Origin of the sequence: Coprococcus sp. AM100_B19A (genome assembly GCF_027662015.1) — a bacterium.
GTDB classification, from domain to species: Bacteria; Bacillota; Clostridia; order Lachnospirales; family Lachnospiraceae; genus Allocoprococcus; species Allocoprococcus comes.
Genome location: NZ_JAQDKN010000010.1, coordinates 620 through 21,679, shown reverse-complemented (window position 1 = coordinate 21,679; position 21,060 = coordinate 620). Strand labels below are relative to the sequence as shown.

The following is a 21,060-nucleotide window of genomic DNA, read 5'->3' as shown; positions in this document are numbered from 1 at the left end:
TCGTCCTTTCTAATAATAATTATCGTAAAAGCTTTCGTACTCCTCCGATTCAATCCACTCACTCGGTGTAAGTTCTACTGTAAGTCCTTCCAGATCAACTTCTGTTCCATCGATCAGGACAATATTTTTCAGCTCCTGTGGAAATCCCGACTCTTCATTACCGATCAGCATTCCCATATAATTTTCGTATCCGGCGCTTACTGTCACGTCGTAATCAAAAATCCCAAAACCTTCCACACATTTCACATCATAGACACCTGCAGGTACGTCTTTTCCTACTGTAAATTTATCCGATACGGTTTTCGATTCTGTAAGCGGATTTGCAATTGCTGTCAGATTCATCTGTGCATTCTCTGCTGTCATGTGAAGCTCCAGTGTATCCTCTACTATCACATAACATCCCGGAAATACTTCAAAGTCACTGACTTCTTCTTCCGTATTATCGTAGTCATCACCAAAATTGTACTGCACCCAGATATTATTTTTGCTGTCTGTCAGCTCTACCTGACCACTTCCACTTTTGCAGGTCAGTGTATAGGTCCCCTGCGGAAGATGTACACCGCCTTTATAAATTCCGGCTGTCAGGTCTGCTTCATAAAGTTCTCCTTCATCCGGCATCACTTCCTGCACATCGCTGTACGGATCATCCTCGGTGTAACTGTCACTGTCATCATATGTATAGTCTTCAAAATAATTCTGAACCTCATGAATGATCGTTCCACCAAGCTCGCCTGCAAGTGTGGCAATGATCACAAAACCGGCCAGAAACTTTCCAAACTTCTTTTTCTTTTTTACCGAACGGCTGCGTTGTTGCATTGAAGATGATGTATAACTGTAACTCTGGTTTCCTGTCTGGCTGTAGCTTGTGCCTGCGGTATTGTAGCTCGCATTTGCTGCAGAATATCCATTCCCCGCCGGATTTACTTTTCCTGCTGCCGCATTCTTTGACGCCTTTTTTGCAGCTGCTTTCTTTGCATTTTTATCTGCATTCTTCGCCTTACGCACATTTTCCCGAGTCATGGTCTTTCCTTCATACGGCTTTTCCGCTTCCGTATGTATATGTGTCAGCGATTCTTCATGACCGGAATTTCCAAGTGTCACATACTGATCATCATTCTTTGAATTGTCAAGCCCACACTCTGTGCAGATATTTCCGTTTAATTTTCCTCCACATAAGGAACATCTTCGTCTCATTTTGACCTCCCCCGCTGCCTCTTGTCAGCTTCCTTTTTTACCTGCCAGCCAGGGAGCTTCGTCTCTACGGAGTAAGTCTACTTAAATCTCTCGGGAAGAGGGTTGTCTCACGGACGTTATCTTCACCAAGAAGCTGCATTGTCAGACGTTCCATTCCGATTCCAAGACCTCCATGCGGCGGCATACCATGTTTGAATGTATCCAGATAGGTCTCCAGTCCTTCTTCCGTCATTCCCCGCTTTGCAAGCTTTTCCATCAGCATGTCGTAGTCATGGATTCTCTGTCCTCCGGTCGTGATCTCAAGTCCACGGAACAAAAGGTCAAAGCTGAGTGTGAATTTCTCATCCTGTGGATCGTCCATTGCATAGAACGGACGCTTCTTTGACGGATAGTAGGTTACAAATACAAAATCAGAATCCCATTCCTCTTTTGCGTACTGTCCGATCAGATGCTCTTCCTCTGGTTCCAGATCAAATGGATTGCGGATCTTACGTCCGTACTTTTCTGAAACCTTCTGCTTTGCCTCATCAAAACGGATTGCCGGAATTTTAGAGACATCCGGAAGTGTCACGTCCAGGATTTTAAGTTCCTTCGCATAATCCTTTTTCAGAAGCTCCATCGTATACTGAAGGAAGCCCGTTTCCATCGCCATGATATCTTCAAAACTGTCGATATAACCCATTTCAAAATCCAGACTGGTATATTCGTTCAGATGACGCTTGGTGTTGTGTTTTTCTGCTCTGAATACCGGTCCTGTCTCAAATACTCTGTCAAAAACACCAACCATCATCTGTTTGTACAGCTGTGGACTCTGTTCCAGCACTGCCGGACGATGGAAATAATCCAGTCGGAAGAGGTTAGATCCTCCTTCTGCTCCTTTTGCTCCGATCTTCGGGGTATGAATTTCTGTAAAACCTTCTTTATACAGGAACTCTCTGAATCCTCTTACGATTCCTTCCTGAATTTTAAACTTCGCTCTTTCCCTTACGTTCCGAAGAGAAATGGAACGATAGTTCAGCTTCGCTTCCAGGGAAGTGTTCAGTTTCCACTTTGAAACAGCAAGTGGAAGGCTGTCTTTTGGCATACTGAGTACTTTTATCTCACTCAGACGGATTTCAATTCCGTTCGGTGCCTTCTCTGATTCGGTCAGTTTTCCTGTTACTTCTACTGTAGCGGCTTCTCTTAAATCTTTCAAGTTAAATTTTGTAACGCCTTCTTCGTATACACACTGGACCAGACCTTCCCGTTTTCTCAGAATCACGAAAGCGACTGTTCCCATGTCACGAATTGTATGAACGGCTCCATTTACCTTCACTTCTTCTCCAAGTCTTCCCTCTTCCAGTAATTCACTAAGTTCCAGCGTTTCTTTTTCTTTTACACCTGTCATAAATTCCATGTCACAATCCTCCTAAAATATGTTTTGCTTTTGTCAACTTCGTATTCCGGATTGGTTTTGATATGCATAAAAAAAGCCCCGGAATACTTTTTCGTATTCCGGGACGGATAATCTGATGATCCGCGGTACCACCCGCATTGAATCCTTTGGGATTCCTCTCTTACATGCGTAACGTGCATGAACCGTATTACCCTACTAAAGCACCTGTGCTTTCCATTCAGATAATCTGCTCCAGAGTGTTCCCTTCGCCTCATTCCTCAAACAGCGCTCTCAGTCGGTGACGCCGTATTCCTGTCAAGTTCCAGAAGCAAGAGTCTCTTTCATCGCTTTGCTTTACTAAATTATTTTTAGATACTAGCACACGTTCTTTACTTTTTCAAGTATTTTCTTCTATTTTTTAATTTTTTCTCGTTAATTGTCAGCTTTTTTGCTTTAAAATCATCAATTCACTTTGTTTCTTTTTGTTTTTTGATTATTTCGTATGTTTATCCACGTATTTATTCTCTGTTTTGGAATAAACAATTTTCTGTTCCTTATATAAGCTGTAATATCCGGAAAGCAGATAGCTTACCGCAACCACAATACAGTAAAACGGCATCCCGTTAAATCCAAACAACTCTGCTGCAATCAAAAGAGATGTGATCGGACTGTTTGTAACTGCACAAAAGACACCAACCATTCCACATGCCGCACAGATATCTGTCGGTGCTGCAAGGATCGTAGACATAAAAGAACCAAGTGTCGCCCCGATAAACAGTGACGGTACGATCTCCCCACCCTTGAATCCGGCGCAGAGCGTCAGTGCCGTAAACAGCATTTTCAGAAGGAACATCTGTGGTCCTGCCGTCTCTTTAAAGCTTGCCTGGATCACACCTGTTCCAAGCCCCAGATAGGCATCCGTTCTGAGTGCAAAATACAAAATGATCACTCCTGCTGCCCCTGCAACCACACGCACATACGGATTCGGAAACCATTTCTTCAGATAATGTTCCCCATTATGCAGCACAATACAGAACAGTGCTCCGACAAGCGCACACGCAATTGCCAGAATGATCGCTTTGATCGAATCCACACTGTAAAAATTCGGAACCGATTCTACCAGATACGGCGGAGTAACGGTCCTCACTTTCAGAAGCAGCGCAATCCCCTGTGCGGCAAATGCAGAAAATACACATGGCACCAGCGCGGCATAATACATCACACCAACACTGATCACTTCCATTGGAAATACAACCGCCGCCATCGGTGTCCCGAAAAGTGCTGAAAATGCGGCACTCATACTTGCCAGAATGATGATCTTCTTGTCACTCTCATTCAAATGCAGATATTTCGCACATACATTTCCTACACTTGCTCCAAACTGAAGCGCTGCACCCTCTCGTCCGGAAGATCCTCCAAACAGATGTGTGATCGCTGTCGATATCAGGATCAGTGGTGTCACCCATCCCGGAACCTCTTCCTCATCCGACCGGACTACTGTCAGAACCAGGTTTGTTCCGGAGTTCTTCTCCTGCCCGGTAATTTTGTACATCCAGACGATCAAAAGACCTCCTAACGGTAGCCCAAGAATGATCATCGGATTTGCCTGTCTAAACGAAGTCACCCATACAATCGCATAGGAAAATCCACTGGCGATCAGTCCGATGAAACTTCCGATCACCCCGGACAAAACGATCCATTTGAACAATGAACCATACAGATTTTTCCATGCTTCTCTCATTTCTTTTAATTTTTCATTCATCCTTTGTTCCTCGTACTCTTATTTTCTTAAAAAAAGAATGGGCCCTGGCACATTCTCGCGCCGAGCGCGTTGCTGAGCGCCAGTGGCGCTCGTTAAGCAACGACCGAAGCGGAGCGTAGACCGCTTGCGACATCCTTCATCTTCGCGCGAGTGCACATCTCCGGCACACGGTGCCTTTTATTTAACAGGAAGTTCCTTCAGAATTTCCTGTTAAATAAAAAATGCTGTATACACATCCTTATTCCACTTTTTATTATAGAAAATTTTTCTTTTTTTGACAATTCCAACTGACAAAGATTATTTCTCTTTTTCTAACTGCATATGATAATCCCGGATCATATCTGCAAGCGTAACTGTCTTCAGGCTGTCTTCCAATGCAGATTCAAATTTAGAATAGGAGTTTTGCAAAACCGCCCGGATGTTACGTCCAACTGGACACAATTTAGAAGCTTTGGTATGTACGTGAAATATATTTTTACAGAACTGCGGTTTCACGGCATTGCAGATTCTGTATACTGTAATTTCTTCCGGCGGCATATTTAAAGTCGTTCCACCGGTACCGTTTTTCACATTAAGGATTCCAGCTTTTTTTAAAGCACTCATGATACTGCGTATCGCTACCGGATTCGTTCCCGTTGATAAAGCAATCTTTTCACTTGTGATCTTATCCGTCTCTCCAAATTCGCTGACCAGTATCAGACAATGGATTGCAAGCGATGCCCTTATTGATAACTGCATACTCTGACTTCCTCCTTTGATTTCATTTTAGCTTATCATATTTTTCTATAGGTGTAAATATTGACATTACATCTATGAAATGATAGTCTTGTTGTAAATTCAAAAATTACACCAAAGGAGTAAAAAAATGAAAACATATCCAGTTGTAGAAATTACATTTAGTCCTACCGGAGGGACCAAAAAAGTTGCAGACCAGATCAGCTGCTATCTGGGAAATATTACAAATACCGTGAATCTTATCCGGCACGATGTCAGCTTTTCAGATGTAACAGTCCCTTCTGATTCACTTGCTGTCATCGCAGCTCCTGTATTCGAAGGCGTTATTCCTGATATCGCCATTGAAAGGCTGAAAGAGATACAAGGGAACCATGCAAATTGTGTAGTTATTGCCGTATATGGAAATCGCGCATATGACGATGGTCTGATCCAGTTAAAAGATACCGCCGAGTTATGCGGTTTCAATGTTATCGCCTCCGTTGCAGCTGTTGCAGAACATTCTATCATGCGCCAATTCGGCAGTGGACGACCAGACGAAGAAGATAGCAAAGAGTTAAAGAAATTTGCAGAAGAAATACTCGAAAAACTTTCCTCTGAAAAAGAATTGTCTACTGATTATTTCGTGCCTGGCAGTCATGAGTATAAACGCCTTGGCAACCTGAATGTTGTTCCAAAAGCAAGTGCTTCCTGCACTGGCTGTGGAAAATGTGCCGATGCCTGCCCAACAGGTGCAATCAATAAAAATAATATCCGAACCGGCGATAGCAGCAAATGTATCAGTTGTATGGGATGTATCGCCGCCTGTCCAAAAGGTATCCGGAAGCTAAACCCTGTCTTTTTGGCTGCCGCATCTCTGAAAATGAAAAATCTGTTATCTGGACGAAAGCCAAATGAGATTTTCTTATAATCCTCAGCAGACATTTCCTTCTCGCTGTCGATTGAAATTTTTATACGAAACTGGTATTCTATAAGAAAAGAAAATCGATCATTTTCATGATCGAAGGAGGTTAAGATATGTCTGAAATTTTAGCTTTCTCAGAATCTGCCGATTCTGATCCAAAGCTTTCTACAGAACCAGTTTCCGAATCCGGAGACATCCATACAGCCACTGATGTACCACCCAAAGAAGCTCCAGCTCCGGAAACAGATTCCTCTGAAACAGAAACCATTTCATCTGAGGAAAAAAAGAATACTTACACGGATTTTTCATCGGAAGATTTCAAATCTTCTGACGATTCCGAAAAAGATCCGTTTACCGGAGAAAAGAAAAGTTTCCACCACCACATTTTCCATACAGCAAAAGAACTGAACTATCTGCGTGAAAAATATATCCTGGAAAAAATTCCGGATGATCAGCTTCTTGAGTATCTGAAGCTTGAAGAAAAGCGTCATGAGCTCCAGGTGCAGGAACGCAACATCCGCGAAAAACGGATTATGAATGCCTTTATGCTGACAGTGATCCTTGCTGCAATTGTAGCTGTAGTATACAGTCTGCATGAGAATCCGACGGTACTCATCAGTATCCTGTATATTGGTGGAATCCTTGCAGGCATCCATGTCTGGAATAAGAAAAAATAAATATTATAACATGCACATAAGAACCTCTGCCGGACAAGATGTCAAGCAGAGGTTCTTCTCTTCTGTCTTACAACAGATTCCTTTTTTATACATTCTGGATAAAGTTCTTGATTTCTTCTCTGGTCGGCATAACCCGAAGTGCCCCTTTTCTTGTTGTGATCAGGGATGCTGCCGCATTTGCAAATGTGAGAAGCTCTTTTAAATTTTCTTCGGTCAGCTCTTCCATTCCATGCTCCAGAATATAATTCAGGGAATTGGCACAGAACGTATCTCCGGCGCCGGTCGTCTCGATCGTATGCTCCTGGACAAAGCCCGGAACTTCTACCCGGAGATCTTTATAATATGCACGGCTTCCGTCTTTTCCGAGGGTAATGAGTACCAGCGGAATCTGATATTTTTCACGGATCAGTCTTGCTCCCTCATCATAGTCCGTGGTTCCGAACAAAAATTCCACTTCATTATCTGAAATTTTCAGGATGTCACATTTGGAAAGTCCGTATTCGATCTCGGCTTTCGCCTCATCCAGTGATTTCCAGAGTGGCGGGCGGAGGTTCGGGTCAAAGCTTACGATACATCCTGCTTCTTTTGCCACATCGATCGCATATCTGGTTGCTTCTCGCACGCCTTCATGGGTAGAGGAAAGTGTTCCGAAATGGAAAATCTTTGCCCCGCGGATCAGATCTTCGTCCACTTCTTCTTTTTTCAGCATCATATCTGCTCCCGGATTCCGGTAGAAAGAGAAATCTCTGTCACCATCCGGATAAGTATGTACGAACGCAAGTGTGGTATGTACTTCTTCATCCATTACCAGATTCCGTGTATCAATTCCAACTTCTTCGACTGCAGTTTTCAGCTGTTCTCCGAACATATCTTTTCCGACTTTTCCGATAAATGCGGTCTTTTTCCCAAGTTTTTCAAGCATGGCGAGTACGTTGCATGGTGCGCCTCCCGGATTGGCTTCCAGCAGCGGATTGCCCTGTACACTTGTTCCATTTTCTGTAAAATCAATTAGCAGTTCGCCTAAGGCGGTTACGTCATAGATCTTTTCCATATTCGAGTCCTCTCTTTATAATCCTCTTGGATGCAAAGTTATAGGCTGTGAAGACGGATTACACAAAAGAACTGTTTCAAATTCAGTTGTGCAAACCATTCCGATGAACCTCTTAGGGCGAAAATCGTGTTCAGCAGAGGTTTCCACGATTTTTGAGTTTCATCTCCATTGCACAAAATCAGAATTTGAAACAGTTCTTTTGTGTAATTCGTCCATCAAGGTTATCGATAATAATCTTCGATCCCATACTCTTATAAGCAAATTATACCTTGTCCCTCCAGTACATGCAATAAGATTATGTAATCGATATCATGTTTTTTCAGTTTTCTTTCGCTTAAATCAGGTTCAATTTTTTCAGAACGTTGTAGATGGTTCCTTCTTTGAATGGGTCGCTTAAGTTTCCGATTCTGAGGAGTTCGTGGTAGCCTTTGCTTCCGCCCTGGCGGCAGAGGGCGTAGTAATCTTTCCATGCACTTTCCAGGTCTTCCTGCATTTTTCCGTAGTATTCGAGGGCTCCTACACGGGATACGGCGTAATCAATATAATAGAACGGGCACATGAATAGGTGCTGTTTCTGCATCCAGAATCCGCCCTGTCCCAGGAATTCATTGCCGTCATAATCTCTCCATGGGAGATAGATTTTTTCCAGTTCGTGCCATACTTTTCTTCTTTCCATTGCATCGGTCAGATTTTCAGCGTATACACGGTGCTGGAATTCATCTACGCATGCCATGTATGGCATTGCTTCCAGCGAATCCCACAGGTATGCTTTTTTCTGTTTTTCTGCATTTTCTCCGAAGAACAGATGCATCCACGGCAGTGTGAAATATTCCATCGCCATTGAATGGATCTCACTGATCTCTGCGGTACTGAATGTCTGCGATAATACCGGAATATTGCGTGACGCTGTGTATGCTTCAAAGGCATGTCCTGCTTCGTGGGTAAGGACATTGACATCTGCATTGGTTCCATTAAAGTTTGCAAAAATGAACGGTGCCTTATATTCTTCCATAAAGTCACAGTAGCCGCCCTGCTGTTTTCCCTGTCTTCCTTCCAGATCAAACAGACGGTATTCCATCATAAAATCAAAGAACTCTCCTGTCTCTTTGGAAAGCTCATGATACATGGTTCTCGCCTTTTCCAGAAGTTCTTCTTCCGTTCCCTCCGGAACTGCATTTCCATCCGGATAGGTAAGACTTTCGTCATAGTATTTTAATTCTTCGATGCCAAGTCTTTCTTTCTGTTCCTCATAAAGTTTCTGACAAAGCGGTACGATATGCTCCCGGATCTGCTTACGGAATATTGCCACATCCTCCGGCGTATATTCAAATCTTTCCATCTTCTGATACATCATCTCGGCATATCCATTAAATCCAAGGTTCTTTGCCATCTGCTGACGGATTCCGATCAGTTCCGTATAAAGGGAATCCAGTTCATCCGAAATCGATTTATACAGCTCTGCCCACTTTTCAAAAGCTTCTTTACGGATGCTTCTGTCGGTATCCTCCATCATCTTTAACAGACCATAGAACCCAAGCTGTTCTCCATGAAAATCTGTAACCGGTGCCGCTGCAACCTGGAAATACTTCTGAACCAGTTTGTTCTCCTGGATCTGCAGATCGGCATTACACGGATCGGTAAGCCGGACTTTGTTCTCTGCCTGTCTGGAATAAACTTCTCCGAACTCTTTTTCAAGCTCTGTTCTGTAAGAAGACTTCAGATAACTCTCATAGAATTTTTTCATTTCTACATCAATCTGTGGCTCGATCTCGAAAATATATTCCATCTCTTTTCGATAGAATTCATCATTGGTATCCTGGCTGTTGCGGATACTTGCCATGACGCGTGTCGTATTAAAGTGGCTGTTTGCATTCAGGATTGCGACAAATGCCTGATGCGCGCCTTCAAAATCTGCAGCCTCGTTAAAGTTCTTTGTTTCTTTCTGGATGGTCTGAATATACGCTTCCCCATCTGGACGTACATATTTCATCTCTGAAAATTTTTCCATCATCTTTTCCTTCTTTCCAATCTTTTTCCTCTGCCTGTCAGAATCATATTCTTTTCCCCAAAAGCAGCTCTATCCCGATTTTATCACAACTCATCCTGTGATTCCATCACCTTTTCGTACAATGTTACGAAAGAATAAAAAATCTCTTCTGACACAGTCGGATTCTTCAATCCACATCTGCATCAAAAGAGCTTCTTATCTTCAGACATACAAAAATCGGAGTGACAGGATTTGAACCTGCGACCTCTACGTCCCGAACGTAGCGCTCTACCAAACTGAGCCACACTCCGATAATAAATATATTGGATATTCCAAACGGAATATCCAACTTAAATTCTTATTCAATTAAAAACTACGGATAGAGGACTCGAACCTCTACTAACAGAGTCAGAGTCTGCTGTGCTGCCATTACACCAATCCGCATCAATCATCTGCTAATATCTGTCCACCAAAATGAACAAAACATTATAAATTTTAGAAAACCAAATCGGAGTGACAGGATTTGAACCTGCGACCTCTACGTCCCGAACGTAGCGCTCTACCAAACTGAGCCACACTCCGATAACCGTACCGGACATCTTACCTGTCCAGTTAAGTCCTTATTTAATTAAGGGACTACGGATAGAGGACTCGAACCTCTACTAACAGAGTCAGAGTCTGCTGTGCTGCCATTACACCAATCCGCATCATCTGTATGTCCGCTCTGGTTCTCAACAGCGAACAAACTTATTATAGCAAATCTTTACGGAAATGCAAGCACTTTTTTACATTTTTTTAAAGAAAGTCATTTTGTATACTTTTTCTTCTTTTATCTGACATTTTTCTAACGAAACTCTTTTATCATCTGATCGTACTCCAGCCAGTCATATCCCTGCCTTTTGTACAGCTTCCAGGCTCTTTCATTTTCCTTCTCGACCTCCAGACGGAATCTTGTAACCCCTTCTTCTTTGTGGTCTTCCATATATCCGAAATACTCACTTCCAAGTCCTTTGGAGCGATACTCTTCCATTATATATAATTCCTCCAGCCAGTATACCATTCCGCCCGCCTCCTGTGAAAAGGTCTTGGCGATCAGTCCATATCCTGCGATCTCACCTTCCCATTCCAGGATAAAAAGCTCCGCATAGGTATCGCTCTTCATACACTCTTCAAATGTTTTTTCCAGATATGAATCCGGAACCGGATGATCCACTGCCGGCATCCGGTAAAAATCATGTGCCATTTTTATGTAGATTTCTTTGTCTTCCGCTTTTATCTTTCTTATCATTTTCCGGTTCTCCTTTTATTATCCTCACGAAAAGAGGTCACTCCCTGTTCGCTTAGAAAGTGATCTCTTTTCCCATTCTTATACTCTGCATAATATCATACACTGCTTTTATTTTCAATACCTCCTGCCCGGAGGCGGCGTATTCCGGAAATCTTATGAAAATCGTACAAATGGGTTCTCATATCTGGCAATATTCCCCAGCCTCTCCTCAATCCGAAGAAGCTGATTATATTTTGCCACCCTCTCAGATCTGCACGGTGCACCGGTTTTGATCTGTCCCGTATTGAATCCCACCGCCAGATCTGCAATAAACGGATCTTCCGTCTCTCCGGAACGGTGTGATACGATTGCCTGATAACCGGCTCTTTGCGCCATCTGAATCGCATCTACCGCTTCTGTCAGTGTCCCGATCTGATTGACTTTGATCAGAATTGCATTTGCGATCTCTTTTAAAATTCCGGCATTTAGCCGTTTTACATTGGTGACAAATAGATCATCTCCTACAAGCTGCATATCCAGTCCCAGCCTTGTTGTCAGAAGCTCCCAGCCTCCCCAGTCTTCCTCATCCAACGGATCCTCAATGGAAAGAATCGGAAATTCTCCCGCCAGCTCTTCATAATAATCAATCATCTCTTCTGTAGATCTGGCCACCCGGTGTCCATGCATCCGGGCTTCTCCTTCGAATATATACTCTTTTCTCTCTTTATCATATAGTTCACTTGCCGCTGCATCCAATGCGATCACGATCTGCTCTTTCGGCTTATACCCGGCCTTTTCAATTGCACGCATGATCATCCGGAGTGCTTCTTTTGTATCCGGAAGATTTGGTGCGAATCCTCCCTCATCTCCGACAGCTGTCGGGTAATCGTACTGATCCAGGATCGAGCGAAGCATTTTATAAATCTCAGCACACATCTGAAGTCCCTCTTCAAAACACACTGCCCCGACAGGCATGATCATAAACTCCTGAATGTCAATGGAATTATCTGCATGTCTTCCCCCTTGTGTCAAGCTAATGACACAAAATTTTTGTAATTTGTCCAACAGCATTTTAACTGCAGATTTTCTGTGCCTGCTCTACATACTTTACCAGTTCATCAGCAAAATTCCATTCAATTTCTATTTGCTTATCTTTATATACCTTGATACCACGAATAAAAGTTACTGCTATCTCTCTAGTTAATTGCTCATTTCCTTCAATCAAATCTGTCAGACACTGCCTGCCATCTGGTGGTAGTTCAAATAACCGTTCAGCCGCTTCACTCTGTTCTATCTCTATTTGTGCTATCGCTAAGGTCTCTTTCTCAATTTGTTTATCAAGCCTGTCATTTTTTCTGGTGAACTCTTCTTCTGAGATTTCTTCCATTGCATATCGCATATATAGTTCCGTTTTCTGGTGCTTGTATCTGCTAATACTGTCTTTGGAGTTTCGAATATTCTTTGTAGCTTCATTCACTTTTGATTTTAATTCTGCTTTCTGTAATTCGAGTACCGGTTCAGCATCATCACTGATCTTTGCAAACAGCTTTATCGCCCTGAAAATCATCTCATTGAACTCGTCATCATATAAATTGTCTGTTACACAATATTTATTTGCCGTATTAAATTTCCTTGGGCACTTAAAGTGCGGATTGCATCTGGTTACATGCTGTAGATTCTGACCGCATCCCCCACATTTTACCAATCCTTTCAGCGGATAATTATTATTGTGAGTTTTGCTCTTTTTTCTGGAATTTAATTCCAACTTTTTCTGTACAGCATCAAATGTTTCTTTAGAAACAATCGCTTCATGGGTACCTTCAACCACGATCCAGTCTTCTTCTTTTGTTTTCAAATGCTTATTACTTCCTACTGAAGCAACTTTCCATTTACCGCCAATCATAGTTCCCGTATACGTTTCTGTCATCAGTATCAGTCTTACAGTTACCGGATACCAGATATATTTTTCTGTTGTTTTCTTTACACCAGTTTTCAGAACTTCTCTTTTATATTGACCCGGACTCATAATTTTCTGCTCATTCAGATAACGTGCCAGCTGAGTGATATTCATTCCCTCAAGATATTTCTGAAATATCATCCTCACAACAGGTGCCGTTTCCGGATTAATCACGAGACTCGTCACATCTTCATCAGGCTTCAAGTATCCATATGGTGCTCTGGCACCCATATACTTTCCTGCTTTCTGACGCTGTAACAAAGTCTTTTTTACTTTAACGGAAGTATCAATGCTATGATGTTCGTTAATAATATTTCTGAAACCAACATCTATTCCCGGCATACCAGATTCATATTTCATACTATCAACATTATCATTGATTGCTATAAATCTCACATTCAGAAATGGAAAAATCTGCTCCAGATATGTGTCAACCTCTATATGATTCCTGCCGAATCGTGAGAGATCTTTCACTATAATTGTGCTGACTTGTCCGTCCCTTACTAATTCCATCATACTTTGGAATCCTGGGCGTTCGAAATTTGTTCCACTATAGCCATCATCTTTGAATTCTAACACTTCCATATTTTTGAACTCATTTTTACTGGCTATGTATTGCCCTATTACAATTCTTTGATTTGTAATACTATTAGATTCATCCAGTATATCATCATCTTCCAGAGATAATCTCAAGTATTTTACTACGCACTTATCATTTGACATCTAACCACCCCCTCTTCCAATTTTTTTGCCAATTCCAGCAATTCGTCCTGAAGTTTAAATTCAATTTCAATTCTTTTATCTTCATATAATGTTATTTTATTTATATAAGCAGATACACTCTCTTTTGTAAGGTATTCTGTATTTATGCCTTTAGTAAATTCCGAAAGCCATAAATAGTTCTTTTTACACAGCTTTTCTGTCATTTTACTGCTTTTTTCTATTTCTTTTTGTCTTGCAAGCAGCTCTTTTTCAACTACGGACACTCTTTCAATCATACGTTGATATTCATCCGCATCAATTTTACCTGAAACATACTGCTCATAAAATTCAAGACGCTTTGACTCATTTTTCTTATTCATTTGCACTATCTTGCTGTGTTCTTTGTTCAAATACCTTCTGTACACATCATAATAGTCATCATTAAACCTTTCCAGTTGTATTTTGATATTGCATATAGCCTTTAATTGCTTTAAGATTGCATGATACACCAACTCATCTATAACCTCTTCTTTCCAGCGATTACAACTGTAACTATCCTTGGATACTGTCGCATAATTACCACATATATAATAATAATGATAATATAAAATGCCATTTTTTTCCTTTCTGGAATATCTTCTTGTCATTTTTGCTCCACATTCACCGCAAAAAACAATACCAATATATTTATTATCCTGCTTACCATGTGTAACAATCTGACTTAGATCTTTTTTGGGTACAGCATTTTTCTGTTTCACTTGAATAATCTCCTGTACTTTTTCAAAAACTTCCTCACTGATCAGTGCCTCATGCGTATTTTCATGCATATTCCATTCGCTCTTGTCCAAAATTGTATTCTTCTCACTTGTAAGAAGTGATGTTCTGGTTTTGTGCGTATAAGTATTCCCTAGATAATGCCTGTTCTCTGCAATTCTTTTAATTGTAGATGCACACCAATGTGTTTCAGCCTCCTGAAGACTATTCAAGAATAACTTTCCAGTTCTCGCATATAATCTTGGAGGTGTAAGCAACATTTCGTTAAATTCTCGAGAAATACCCAGATATGATTGTCCTGCAAGAAGCTTTTCAAATATTTTCACAACATATGGTGCTGTCAATACATCTGGAACCGTAGTAGGATTACCTTTTTCATCTGTAGATCTTTTGTATCCATAAGGAGCATCTCCTCCACAATATTCTCCAGATTCCATTCTAATTTTCATCGTACCGGAACTCTTTAGCGATGCATCTTTTGCATACATATCATTTGCAAGATTCGATATCATGATTCCAAGCATCTGATTGTCACATTCTGGACTGATACTGTCATAGTTATCATTGACTGATATAAAACGCACTTGCATAAATGGAAATATTTTTTCCAGATATTTTGATACTTCTTCCAAATCTCGACCAAATCGTGATAAATCCTTTACTATGACCGTATTTATTTCTTTTGATTTGATGTCACCAAGCATTCTTACAAAATCATCTCGATCAAATTTTGTACCTGATATACCGTCATCCTTATAAAACTTTACAACTTCAATATCCGGATGAGATTCTGCATAAGAAAGAGCGATCAGTTTCTGTGTCTCCAGTGATTCTCTCTTCTCACCGTTGATATCTACAGATATTCTGGTATAAATACCGGCTTTCCAGATTTTCTGCGGTGATGCCTGTACGATTGCTTCAGCCTGTTTCATCTGGCGATTTCTTGTTCTTGCCATTATACAGCCACCTCCTGTTTTGTTTTTCCAATCTGTTCTGCCAGTCTTGCAGCTGTTACCAGTTCATCTTGGAAGCGGTAAACAATCTCTATTTTTTTCCCTTCAAATACATTTATTTTTTCCACATACTGAAGAAGCATATCCCTGTCAAGATCTCCCAAAGACGGTTTCTCAAGAAATGTGTTCACCCATTCTTCGCACAGCAGTTTATTTTCAAGGAGATCTTCCATATACTCTTCCTGCTTTTCAATATTGCTTTCCAGACTTTTAATTTCTGTCTGATACCGTTCTCTAAGCAAAGCGTAATCATCCCTAGAAATAACTCCTGACGCAAGATTTCCCGATAATGAATGTAACAACTTATAATATTTATTGACTTTGTTTCGTAATTCAAGTATCTGGTCATCATGCTGTATCAACGTCTGTGTATCCAAAGAATTTTCTTTCAAATACTCCACTGCATTTCGTATGGCATCCGTCATCTTACTGTACATTTTCAAAGAATCCATCACCAGCTGAATCAGCACATCTTCTCTGATGCTATGTCGGGAACATTGATCCTTCTTTTTATTGTAAGAAGAACAGATATAAAAAACTGTCTTTTCTCCTTTATAACTGTTAGTTCGCCGGATCAGATTACTTCCACAGTCTCCACAGGATAATAACCCACCAAACAAATAAAGTCTGTTTTCTCCGGGTGCTATCCTGGTATCCTTCGCAAGCAACATCTGAACTGTTTCATATTCTTCTTTTGTAACGATACCTTCATGATGATTTTCAAAAATCACCCATTCTTCCTTTGGTAATGCCCTCTGCACCTTAACTTTATAGTTAATTCTTTGGGATTTTCCCTGTTGAAGCACTCCATAGTAGATTGGATTCTTTAAGATACGGATAATTGCTACTGCTGACCACCTGGATGTCAGATGTGTCTGAAATGACGATTTGAAGTTTACTCCGGTCGCACGTTTGTAATCAGCCGGTGCAAGAACTCCCAGTTCATTCAGTTTATCTGCAATCAGCTGATTGCTCATGCCCTCCATCTTCCAGGTGAAAATATCTCTTACATGCTTTGCAGCAACCGGATCAATTTCTATCTGACTTTTATCAGTATCACACTTTTTATACCCATATGACACATAATTTCCCACATATTCTCCAATATTTCTTTTTGCACTCAAGTGGCTTCTTACTTTTTGAGAATTCTGTCTGCAATACGTGTCATTGACAAAGGATTTTACCGGTAATACAAGATGCGTATCGGTAATGTTTGCTGTTTCAGAATCATAATTATCATTGATTGCTATAAATCGCACTCCAAGTTGTGGAAATACTTTTTGAATATACCGATCAACATCTATATGCTCTCTACCAAATCGGGATAAATCTTTTACAATGATACAGTTGATTTCCTTATTTTCAATTGCTTTGAGCATTGCCTGAAAACCAGGTCGATTAAAATCTGTACCTGAAAAACCATCATCTTTAAATGTCTCAACAATAGTAATATCAGACGTCGATTTCATATAGTTATCAATCAAAATTGACTGATTTACAATAGATTCACTTTCAGCCTTATCTCCGTCCTCAATACTGAGACGAAGGTACTTGGCTGCTATCCAGATATTTTTTTGCATAAAAAACACTCCTATCCAAAGATTCTGCCAAAACAGAACCCTTAAATAGAAGTGCTCTATTCAAATTTAGTCCTGTTAGCATTATAGCACACTTCGTCTTCTGTGTGAATATGAAATTTTGTTGTTCCAGTTATTCCCTTATGCCAATCCAGCTTTCTTTGCTACAAGCTGTTTTGTACAGTCTATATAGGAAAGGGAAGCAGCTGTATTAAAAACACTTTTTACGACATAGCCCATATCTTCATATACATACGGGTTATCAGAGTGATTAAGTAGCACTTCCATCTTATTGCTTTTCCTGCTATCCAGCTCTGAAATCAAATCCTTGTACTTTGGCAAACTATCTCGGTCAATCTCTTTGATATCAACCGTTTTCAACGCTTCTAATCTTTCAACTGCTGTCATGGACATCGCCTCCTTTTCCTATAGTTACCATTATCGAAAATAAATATTCGTAACAGCTATGTAGTCTTCTCTTCCATTCCCATCTGAATCCGTACTGCTTTCAGTACCCGATCCAGGCTCCACTTGTTCACTCTTCCACATTTCTCAATAATACATTTCGTAGAAATGCTCATAACCTGTTCAGCCAGTGCCAAACTTCCTTTTCGGATTCCCGTCATATCATATTTACTGATAAATACATGTGTTGGCAAATACCGTTTCTTATATATTCTTGATGTCAGCGGAACTACCGTTATGACTGAACTGTATGTATTGGCTTTATTATTGCTCACTACGATCACCGGTCTTACACCACCCTGAACAGATGTTGCAGGAAACATACCGAGATCTGCCCATAAAATATCTCCTCTGCGGATTGTCATTTGTCCTCTCTCCAATCTATTATTTTTATTTGTAAAGCATCCATAGCGCTATATTGACTCCACAGGAATACGGCAGAGTTTCTTTCCCATAAGGAAAGCTCTGCCGCATAACCTCTATAGCCAATTTGATTATTAAACAGTGCTCGCTCGATTCTATTTATCCTCGATACCCCGAATCGTTACTCCCGCATGTGCAGGAAGGGAATAATAACCTGCCCGGATGCACGCTCCGGACCACAACCCGAAAACTCTCGTTTCCAGGCTCCAGCAGTTCATAGGTTTACCAGTTACAGACTTCTCAGGGTCTGCAAGTGTATCGCATCTCATATATGTCATCGCATCACCAGCCTGCCAGCTAGCTTCGGTCAGTGCTTTTTCGCAGTATTACGGACTGAACTAAAATCTTTGTTATGTCTTATAATCCTATAGCGGCATCTTCCTCGTGCTCACTGTATGAAATGTCACATCAGTTATTATTGAATATTCAGTTATCATGGTTCATTTTAGGAAGTCCTTTAACTTCCTCTAATTACTAAAGTCAAATGACTTTGGCAGATGCAAAAGATTTTGAAAAATTTTTAAAAAAATTTATTCATATACATTTCACGCATCTTATTAAGAGTGGATTTCAGCTTGTATGACAGCATCTGTCTGGAAATCCCCATAATCTCCGCCATCTGTGTCTGTGTCTTGTTTTCAAAAAAAATGCCATAAATAATCATGCGTTCCTCTGAGTTCAGCTGATTGATCACTTTGTGAATATCCTGCTGTTCCATTTTTGTCAGTACACAGTGCTCCACATCACAGTTCAGATCTGGAAAATCCTCAATCATGAAGCCTTCTCCATCAATGGACTGACCGCTGTAAGGTACCTCCCGCAGCATCTTATCCACGACCTCACCCCGTTCGTTCTTAATCTCAACTTTTTTTGCCTTGCTGCTTCTGTAAAAATTGTTCATCGCATACGCAACTTCTTTTGTAACCTCGATCATTTCTCCATCAATATTTGCGTAATACTTTCCTTCATAAAAATATGGGTGTTCAATATACATGTCCGTTCCTCCTGAATTTGAAATCTTGTTGCTCGTTTCAAATCCAGAAGGCGGACCTCTGTTTAGAATCATGCCTGCTCCGCCTTTATCCTGCCGGGATACGCCCGCAGTTATTGGCTGAAAAATTTAGGCACGAAAAAAAGCCCCAGTAGTTTTTTCTTAACTACTGAGGCTTTCGTCTCTTTCTTGTATTCAGTTATCTATGCCTTCTTTCATCAGCATAACCATTGTATCAGGATAAAGTTCACAAAGTATCCGCAATACGTTCCCATAAGTTCATGTCATTATTGAAATCGTACATATTTCAGTATAAAAAGTTCACTATTCAAATTCTGATTATTATTTCTCCACATACTCTTCTGCCATATGTACTGCCATAGCACCATCTGCCACTGCTGTTACTATCTGACGAAGTAACTTTGTTCTGACATCTCCTACAGCATAAACACCCGGAATACTCGTTTCAGTGTTTTCACCTGCCACAATATATCCTTTATTATCCAGTTCTATCTGATTATCTAAAAAATCTGTTGTCGGTTTTCTTCCTATACTCACAAACAGACCGTCACATTCTATAATGTTTTCTTCTCCTGTAACTGTATCTTTCAACCGCACACCAGTCAATCGTTCTCCATAAATCAGTTCATTTACTGTATTGTTCCATCGAAACTCTATATTTTCAGTTTTCATCAGCTGGTCATGGTAGATTTTCGTTGCACGTAATGTATCTCTTCGATGAACAATGATGACTTTCTTAGCAATTCGACTTAAAAGAACAGCATCTGATACAGCAGAATTTCCACCACCAACAACCACCACGATCTTATCTTTATAAAACATACCATCACAGGAGGCACAATAAGCAACCCCATGACCTATCAATTCTTTTTCTTTAGCGAGACCAAGTTCTCTTGGATTTGCTCCAGTAGCAATCACTACTGTTTTCCCAATATAAATTCCCGAACTAGTTTCTACTCTCTTAAGCTTTCCTGTTAAATCCATATTAAAAACTTCAGCATATTCACTTTTAGCGCCAAATTTTTCCGCCTGTTTTTGCATTTTCTCTGCCAATGAAAATCCGTCAATTCCATTTTCAAAACCAGGATAGTTATCAATCTGCCAGGTCAATGACATCTGACCACCTGCAGATAATTTTTCTAAAACAATGGTATCAAATCCTGCTCTGGCTGCGTATAATGCTGAAGTATACCCTCCAGGTCCTCCCCCCACGATAATCATATCGTAAACATGATTTTCATTCATACAGCAGTCCTCCTTTTATTTTTCCAATGCTTCATTAATAAAATTCTCTATCATTATTTTTGATTCAGGTGCAACAATAGAATCTACTGCCTTTCCATTTCGATATAAAACCAACGTAGGAATCACCTCAATCTTTTCAGCTTCTGCAATCTGCGGTTCTTCATCAATATTTACTTTTCCAGCAACAAGTATATCGCTGTATTCTTCACTTATTTTTTCATAAGCTGCTCCAATTCTACGGCAATAACCACACCACGGTGCCCAGAAATCAACCAAAACCGGTTTTTCCTTATGAATTAATTGTCCAAACTTTTCTTTATTTATATTTATAGATGTCATATTTTTCAACTCCTTCTCCTATTTGAACTTAATATACCCCAAATAAGTGCTTGCTTCCGTGATGATATCACAGAAAAGTTGATTTACTTTATTACGCTTTTTTACTTCTATTTACAGCATATGTCAGTTATATAATTGACTCTTCTCAATAAATTAAGTATACTCTCATCTTTGACAGTTACAAAAAGATGGGAGTATTATACGTTCAATTCATTATTTTCGGCAAGTAAGAAATAATCAATATGAGAATCACATAAGACAAAAGGATGTGCTGCGGTAACTTCTACATTACCTTGGCACATCCTTTCGTACTATTACTTTTTGCTATTCTTCTTAATGGCAGCTGTGGCTTCCACATCCATGCTCGCCACATGTATGTCCTTCCCCGTGGTTATGCTCATGGTGAGAACACTTAACATCCGGATTATAATCAAGTGTTTCATTGATAAAAGCTTCTACTGCTTTATCCGCATCTCCAGAAACTCCTCCGAAAAGCTTAATACCGGCCGCCGCTAACGCTGTCTGTGCACCGCCTCCGATTCCGCCACAGATCAAAACATCTGCGTTCAATGCATTAAGAACTCCTGCCAATGCGCCATGTCCG

The 21,060-nt window shown here is 40.5% G+C and carries 19 protein-coding genes, 4 tRNA genes and 1 pseudogene; 2 read left to right on the top strand and 22 right to left on the bottom strand.

The annotated features are described in order from the left end of the window. Positions 1-9: 9 nt before the first annotated feature. The 4 genes from PGQ33_RS10905 to PGQ33_RS10890 form a co-directional block, all read right to left on the bottom strand. Positions 10-1,194 carry a hypothetical protein gene (locus PGQ33_RS10905; protein WP_270205724.1) on the bottom strand — a complete coding sequence of 395 codons (1,185 nt, stop codon included), beginning with the start codon at positions 1,192-1,194 and terminating at the stop codon, positions 10-12. A gap of 64 nt (positions 1,195-1,258) precedes the next feature. Continuing rightward, entirely contained in the window at positions 1,259-2,590 is a 1,332-nt protein-coding gene (gene aspS / locus PGQ33_RS10900) for an aspartate--tRNA(Asn) ligase (protein ID WP_022220804.1), read from the bottom strand. Between the two features lie 472 nt (positions 2,591-3,062). Continuing rightward, a complete protein-coding gene (locus tag PGQ33_RS10895) occupies positions 3,063-4,331 on the bottom strand; it encodes a chloride channel protein (protein WP_270205723.1) in 1,269 nt (422 codons plus the stop codon). A 297-nt stretch (positions 4,332-4,628) separates the two neighbouring features. Next, positions 4,629-5,069, bottom strand: a complete 441-nt coding sequence (locus PGQ33_RS10890; RefSeq protein WP_117823835.1) for an Rrf2 family transcriptional regulator — start codon at positions 5,067-5,069, stop codon at positions 4,629-4,631. A gap of 127 nt (positions 5,070-5,196) precedes the next feature. On the opposite strand from PGQ33_RS10890, the gene PGQ33_RS10885 reads away from it, so the two are divergent. Then, positions 5,197-5,973 (top strand): 4Fe-4S binding protein, encoded by a 777-nt coding sequence (locus PGQ33_RS10885; protein ID WP_118218539.1) that lies wholly within the window; start codon positions 5,197-5,199, stop codon positions 5,971-5,973. A 107-nt stretch (positions 5,974-6,080) separates the two neighbouring features. Then, positions 6,081-6,644 carry a hypothetical protein gene (locus tag PGQ33_RS10880; protein WP_270205722.1) on the top strand — a complete coding sequence of 188 codons (564 nt, stop codon included), beginning with the start codon at positions 6,081-6,083 and terminating at the stop codon, positions 6,642-6,644. Between the two features lie 85 nt (positions 6,645-6,729). Here the strand turns inward: PGQ33_RS10880 and PGQ33_RS10875 are convergent, their stop codons facing one another. From PGQ33_RS10875 to PGQ33_RS10790, 18 genes and pseudogenes are all read right to left on the bottom strand, one after another. Then, positions 6,730-7,695: a carbohydrate kinase family protein gene (locus PGQ33_RS10875; RefSeq protein WP_117834681.1), complete on the bottom strand. Its 966-nt coding sequence runs from the start codon at positions 7,693-7,695 to the stop codon at positions 6,730-6,732. Between the two features lie 334 nt (positions 7,696-8,029). After that, on the bottom strand, positions 8,030-9,706 hold the full coding sequence (locus PGQ33_RS10870) for a M3 family oligoendopeptidase (protein ID WP_270205721.1): 1,677 nt from the start codon (positions 9,704-9,706) through the stop codon (positions 8,030-8,032). Between the two features lie 213 nt (positions 9,707-9,919). Then, a tRNA-Pro gene (locus tag PGQ33_RS10865) sits at positions 9,920-9,993 on the bottom strand. Positions 9,994-10,055: 62 nt separating this feature from the next. Then, positions 10,056-10,126: transfer RNA gene (locus PGQ33_RS10860), tRNA-Gln, on the bottom strand. 64 nt (positions 10,127-10,190) lie between these two features. Beyond that, positions 10,191-10,264, bottom strand: a tRNA-Pro gene (locus tag PGQ33_RS10855). A 54-nt stretch (positions 10,265-10,318) separates the two neighbouring features. Then, a tRNA-Gln gene (locus tag PGQ33_RS10850) sits at positions 10,319-10,389 on the bottom strand. Positions 10,390-10,526: 137 nt separating this feature from the next. Next, positions 10,527-10,970 carry a GNAT family N-acetyltransferase gene (locus PGQ33_RS10845; protein WP_270205720.1) on the bottom strand — a complete coding sequence of 148 codons (444 nt, stop codon included), beginning with the start codon at positions 10,968-10,970 and terminating at the stop codon, positions 10,527-10,529. 153 nt (positions 10,971-11,123) lie between these two features. Further along, positions 11,124-11,975 (bottom strand): annotated as a pseudogene (eno, locus tag PGQ33_RS10840) (phosphopyruvate hydratase); the annotation flags it as partial. A gap of 46 nt (positions 11,976-12,021) precedes the next feature. After that, the gene (locus PGQ33_RS10835; protein WP_270205719.1) at positions 12,022-13,629 is read right to left on the bottom strand and encodes a recombinase family protein; all 1,608 of its coding nucleotides are present in this window, start codon (positions 13,627-13,629) and stop codon (positions 12,022-12,024) included. Then, positions 13,608-15,338 (bottom strand): recombinase family protein, encoded by a 1,731-nt coding sequence (locus PGQ33_RS10830; protein ID WP_270205718.1) that lies wholly within the window; start codon positions 15,336-15,338, stop codon positions 13,608-13,610. Before PGQ33_RS10830 ends, PGQ33_RS10835 begins: the two co-directional genes overlap by 22 nt. Continuing rightward, positions 15,338-16,975 (bottom strand): recombinase family protein, encoded by a 1,638-nt coding sequence (locus PGQ33_RS10825; protein ID WP_270205717.1) that lies wholly within the window; start codon positions 16,973-16,975, stop codon positions 15,338-15,340. Before PGQ33_RS10825 ends, PGQ33_RS10830 begins: the two co-directional genes overlap by 1 nt. A 138-nt stretch (positions 16,976-17,113) precedes the next feature. After that, on the bottom strand, positions 17,114-17,380 hold the full coding sequence (locus tag PGQ33_RS10820; RefSeq protein WP_119221745.1) for a DUF6870 family protein: 267 nt from the start codon (positions 17,378-17,380) through the stop codon (positions 17,114-17,116). Positions 17,381-17,436: 56 nt separating this feature from the next. Next, complete coding sequence (locus PGQ33_RS10815; RefSeq protein ID WP_173721145.1) at positions 17,437-17,802, bottom strand: type II toxin-antitoxin system PemK/MazF family toxin; 366 nt, start codon at positions 17,800-17,802, stop codon at positions 17,437-17,439. 153 nt (positions 17,803-17,955) lie between these two features. Next, the gene (locus tag PGQ33_RS10810) at positions 17,956-18,138 is read right to left on the bottom strand and encodes a hypothetical protein (protein WP_173724948.1); all 183 of its coding nucleotides are present in this window, start codon (positions 18,136-18,138) and stop codon (positions 17,956-17,958) included. A gap of 242 nt (positions 18,139-18,380) precedes the next feature. Continuing rightward, positions 18,381-18,854, bottom strand: a complete 474-nt coding sequence (locus PGQ33_RS10805; protein WP_173724949.1) for a sigma factor-like helix-turn-helix DNA-binding protein — start codon at positions 18,852-18,854, stop codon at positions 18,381-18,383. A gap of 339 nt (positions 18,855-19,193) precedes the next feature. Continuing rightward, complete coding sequence (gene trxB, locus PGQ33_RS10800) at positions 19,194-20,117, bottom strand: thioredoxin-disulfide reductase (RefSeq protein ID WP_005421617.1); 924 nt, start codon at positions 20,115-20,117, stop codon at positions 19,194-19,196. Between the two features lie 15 nt (positions 20,118-20,132). Beyond that, positions 20,133-20,456, bottom strand: a complete 324-nt coding sequence (locus tag PGQ33_RS10795; RefSeq protein WP_029732564.1) for a thioredoxin family protein — start codon at positions 20,454-20,456, stop codon at positions 20,133-20,135. Positions 20,457-20,789: 333 nt separating this feature from the next. Then, on the bottom strand, positions 20,790-21,060 hold a 271-nt coding region (locus PGQ33_RS10790; protein ID WP_270205716.1), incomplete at its 5' end, for a NifB/NifX family molybdenum-iron cluster-binding protein.

What these genes read in the sequence shown, in the direction of transcription:
- PGQ33_RS10905 (WP_270205724.1), bottom strand. Translation starts at nt 1,194, where the DNA reads ATGAGACGAAGATGTTCCTTATGTGGAGGAAAATTAAACGGAAATATC.
- aspS (WP_022220804.1), bottom strand. Translation starts at nt 2,590, where the DNA reads ATGGAATTTATGACAGGTGTAAAAGAAAAAGAAACGCTGGAACTTAGT.
- PGQ33_RS10895 (WP_270205723.1), bottom strand. Translation starts at nt 4,331, where the DNA reads ATGAATGAAAAATTAAAAGAAATGAGAGAAGCATGGAAAAATCTGTAT.
- PGQ33_RS10890 (WP_117823835.1), bottom strand. Translation starts at nt 5,069, where the DNA reads ATGCAGTTATCAATAAGGGCATCGCTTGCAATCCATTGTCTGATACTG.
- PGQ33_RS10885 (WP_118218539.1), top strand. Translation starts at nt 5,197, where the DNA reads ATGAAAACATATCCAGTTGTAGAAATTACATTTAGTCCTACCGGAGGG.
- PGQ33_RS10880 (WP_270205722.1), top strand. Translation starts at nt 6,081, where the DNA reads ATGTCTGAAATTTTAGCTTTCTCAGAATCTGCCGATTCTGATCCAAAG.
- PGQ33_RS10875 (WP_117834681.1), bottom strand. Translation starts at nt 7,695, where the DNA reads ATGGAAAAGATCTATGACGTAACCGCCTTAGGCGAACTGCTAATTGAT.
- PGQ33_RS10870 (WP_270205721.1), bottom strand. Translation starts at nt 9,706, where the DNA reads ATGATGGAAAAATTTTCAGAGATGAAATATGTACGTCCAGATGGGGAA.
- PGQ33_RS10845 (WP_270205720.1), bottom strand. Translation starts at nt 10,970, where the DNA reads ATGATAAGAAAGATAAAAGCGGAAGACAAAGAAATCTACATAAAAATG.
- PGQ33_RS10835 (WP_270205719.1), bottom strand. Translation starts at nt 13,629, where the DNA reads ATGTCAAATGATAAGTGCGTAGTAAAATACTTGAGATTATCTCTGGAA.
- PGQ33_RS10830 (WP_270205718.1), bottom strand. Translation starts at nt 15,338, where the DNA reads ATGGCAAGAACAAGAAATCGCCAGATGAAACAGGCTGAAGCAATCGTA.
- PGQ33_RS10825 (WP_270205717.1), bottom strand. Translation starts at nt 16,975, where the DNA reads ATGCAAAAAAATATCTGGATAGCAGCCAAGTACCTTCGTCTCAGTATT.
- PGQ33_RS10820 (WP_119221745.1), bottom strand. Translation starts at nt 17,380, where the DNA reads ATGACAGCAGTTGAAAGATTAGAAGCGTTGAAAACGGTTGATATCAAA.
- PGQ33_RS10815 (WP_173721145.1), bottom strand. Translation starts at nt 17,802, where the DNA reads ATGACAATCCGCAGAGGAGATATTTTATGGGCAGATCTCGGTATGTTT.
- PGQ33_RS10810 (WP_173724948.1), bottom strand. Translation starts at nt 18,138, where the DNA reads ATGACATATATGAGATGCGATACACTTGCAGACCCTGAGAAGTCTGTA.
- PGQ33_RS10805 (WP_173724949.1), bottom strand. Translation starts at nt 18,854, where the DNA reads ATGTATATTGAACACCCATATTTTTATGAAGGAAAGTATTACGCAAAT.
- trxB (WP_005421617.1), bottom strand. Translation starts at nt 20,117, where the DNA reads ATGAATGAAAATCATGTTTACGATATGATTATCGTGGGGGGAGGACCT.
- PGQ33_RS10795 (WP_029732564.1), bottom strand. Translation starts at nt 20,456, where the DNA reads ATGACATCTATAAATATAAATAAAGAAAAGTTTGGACAATTAATTCAT.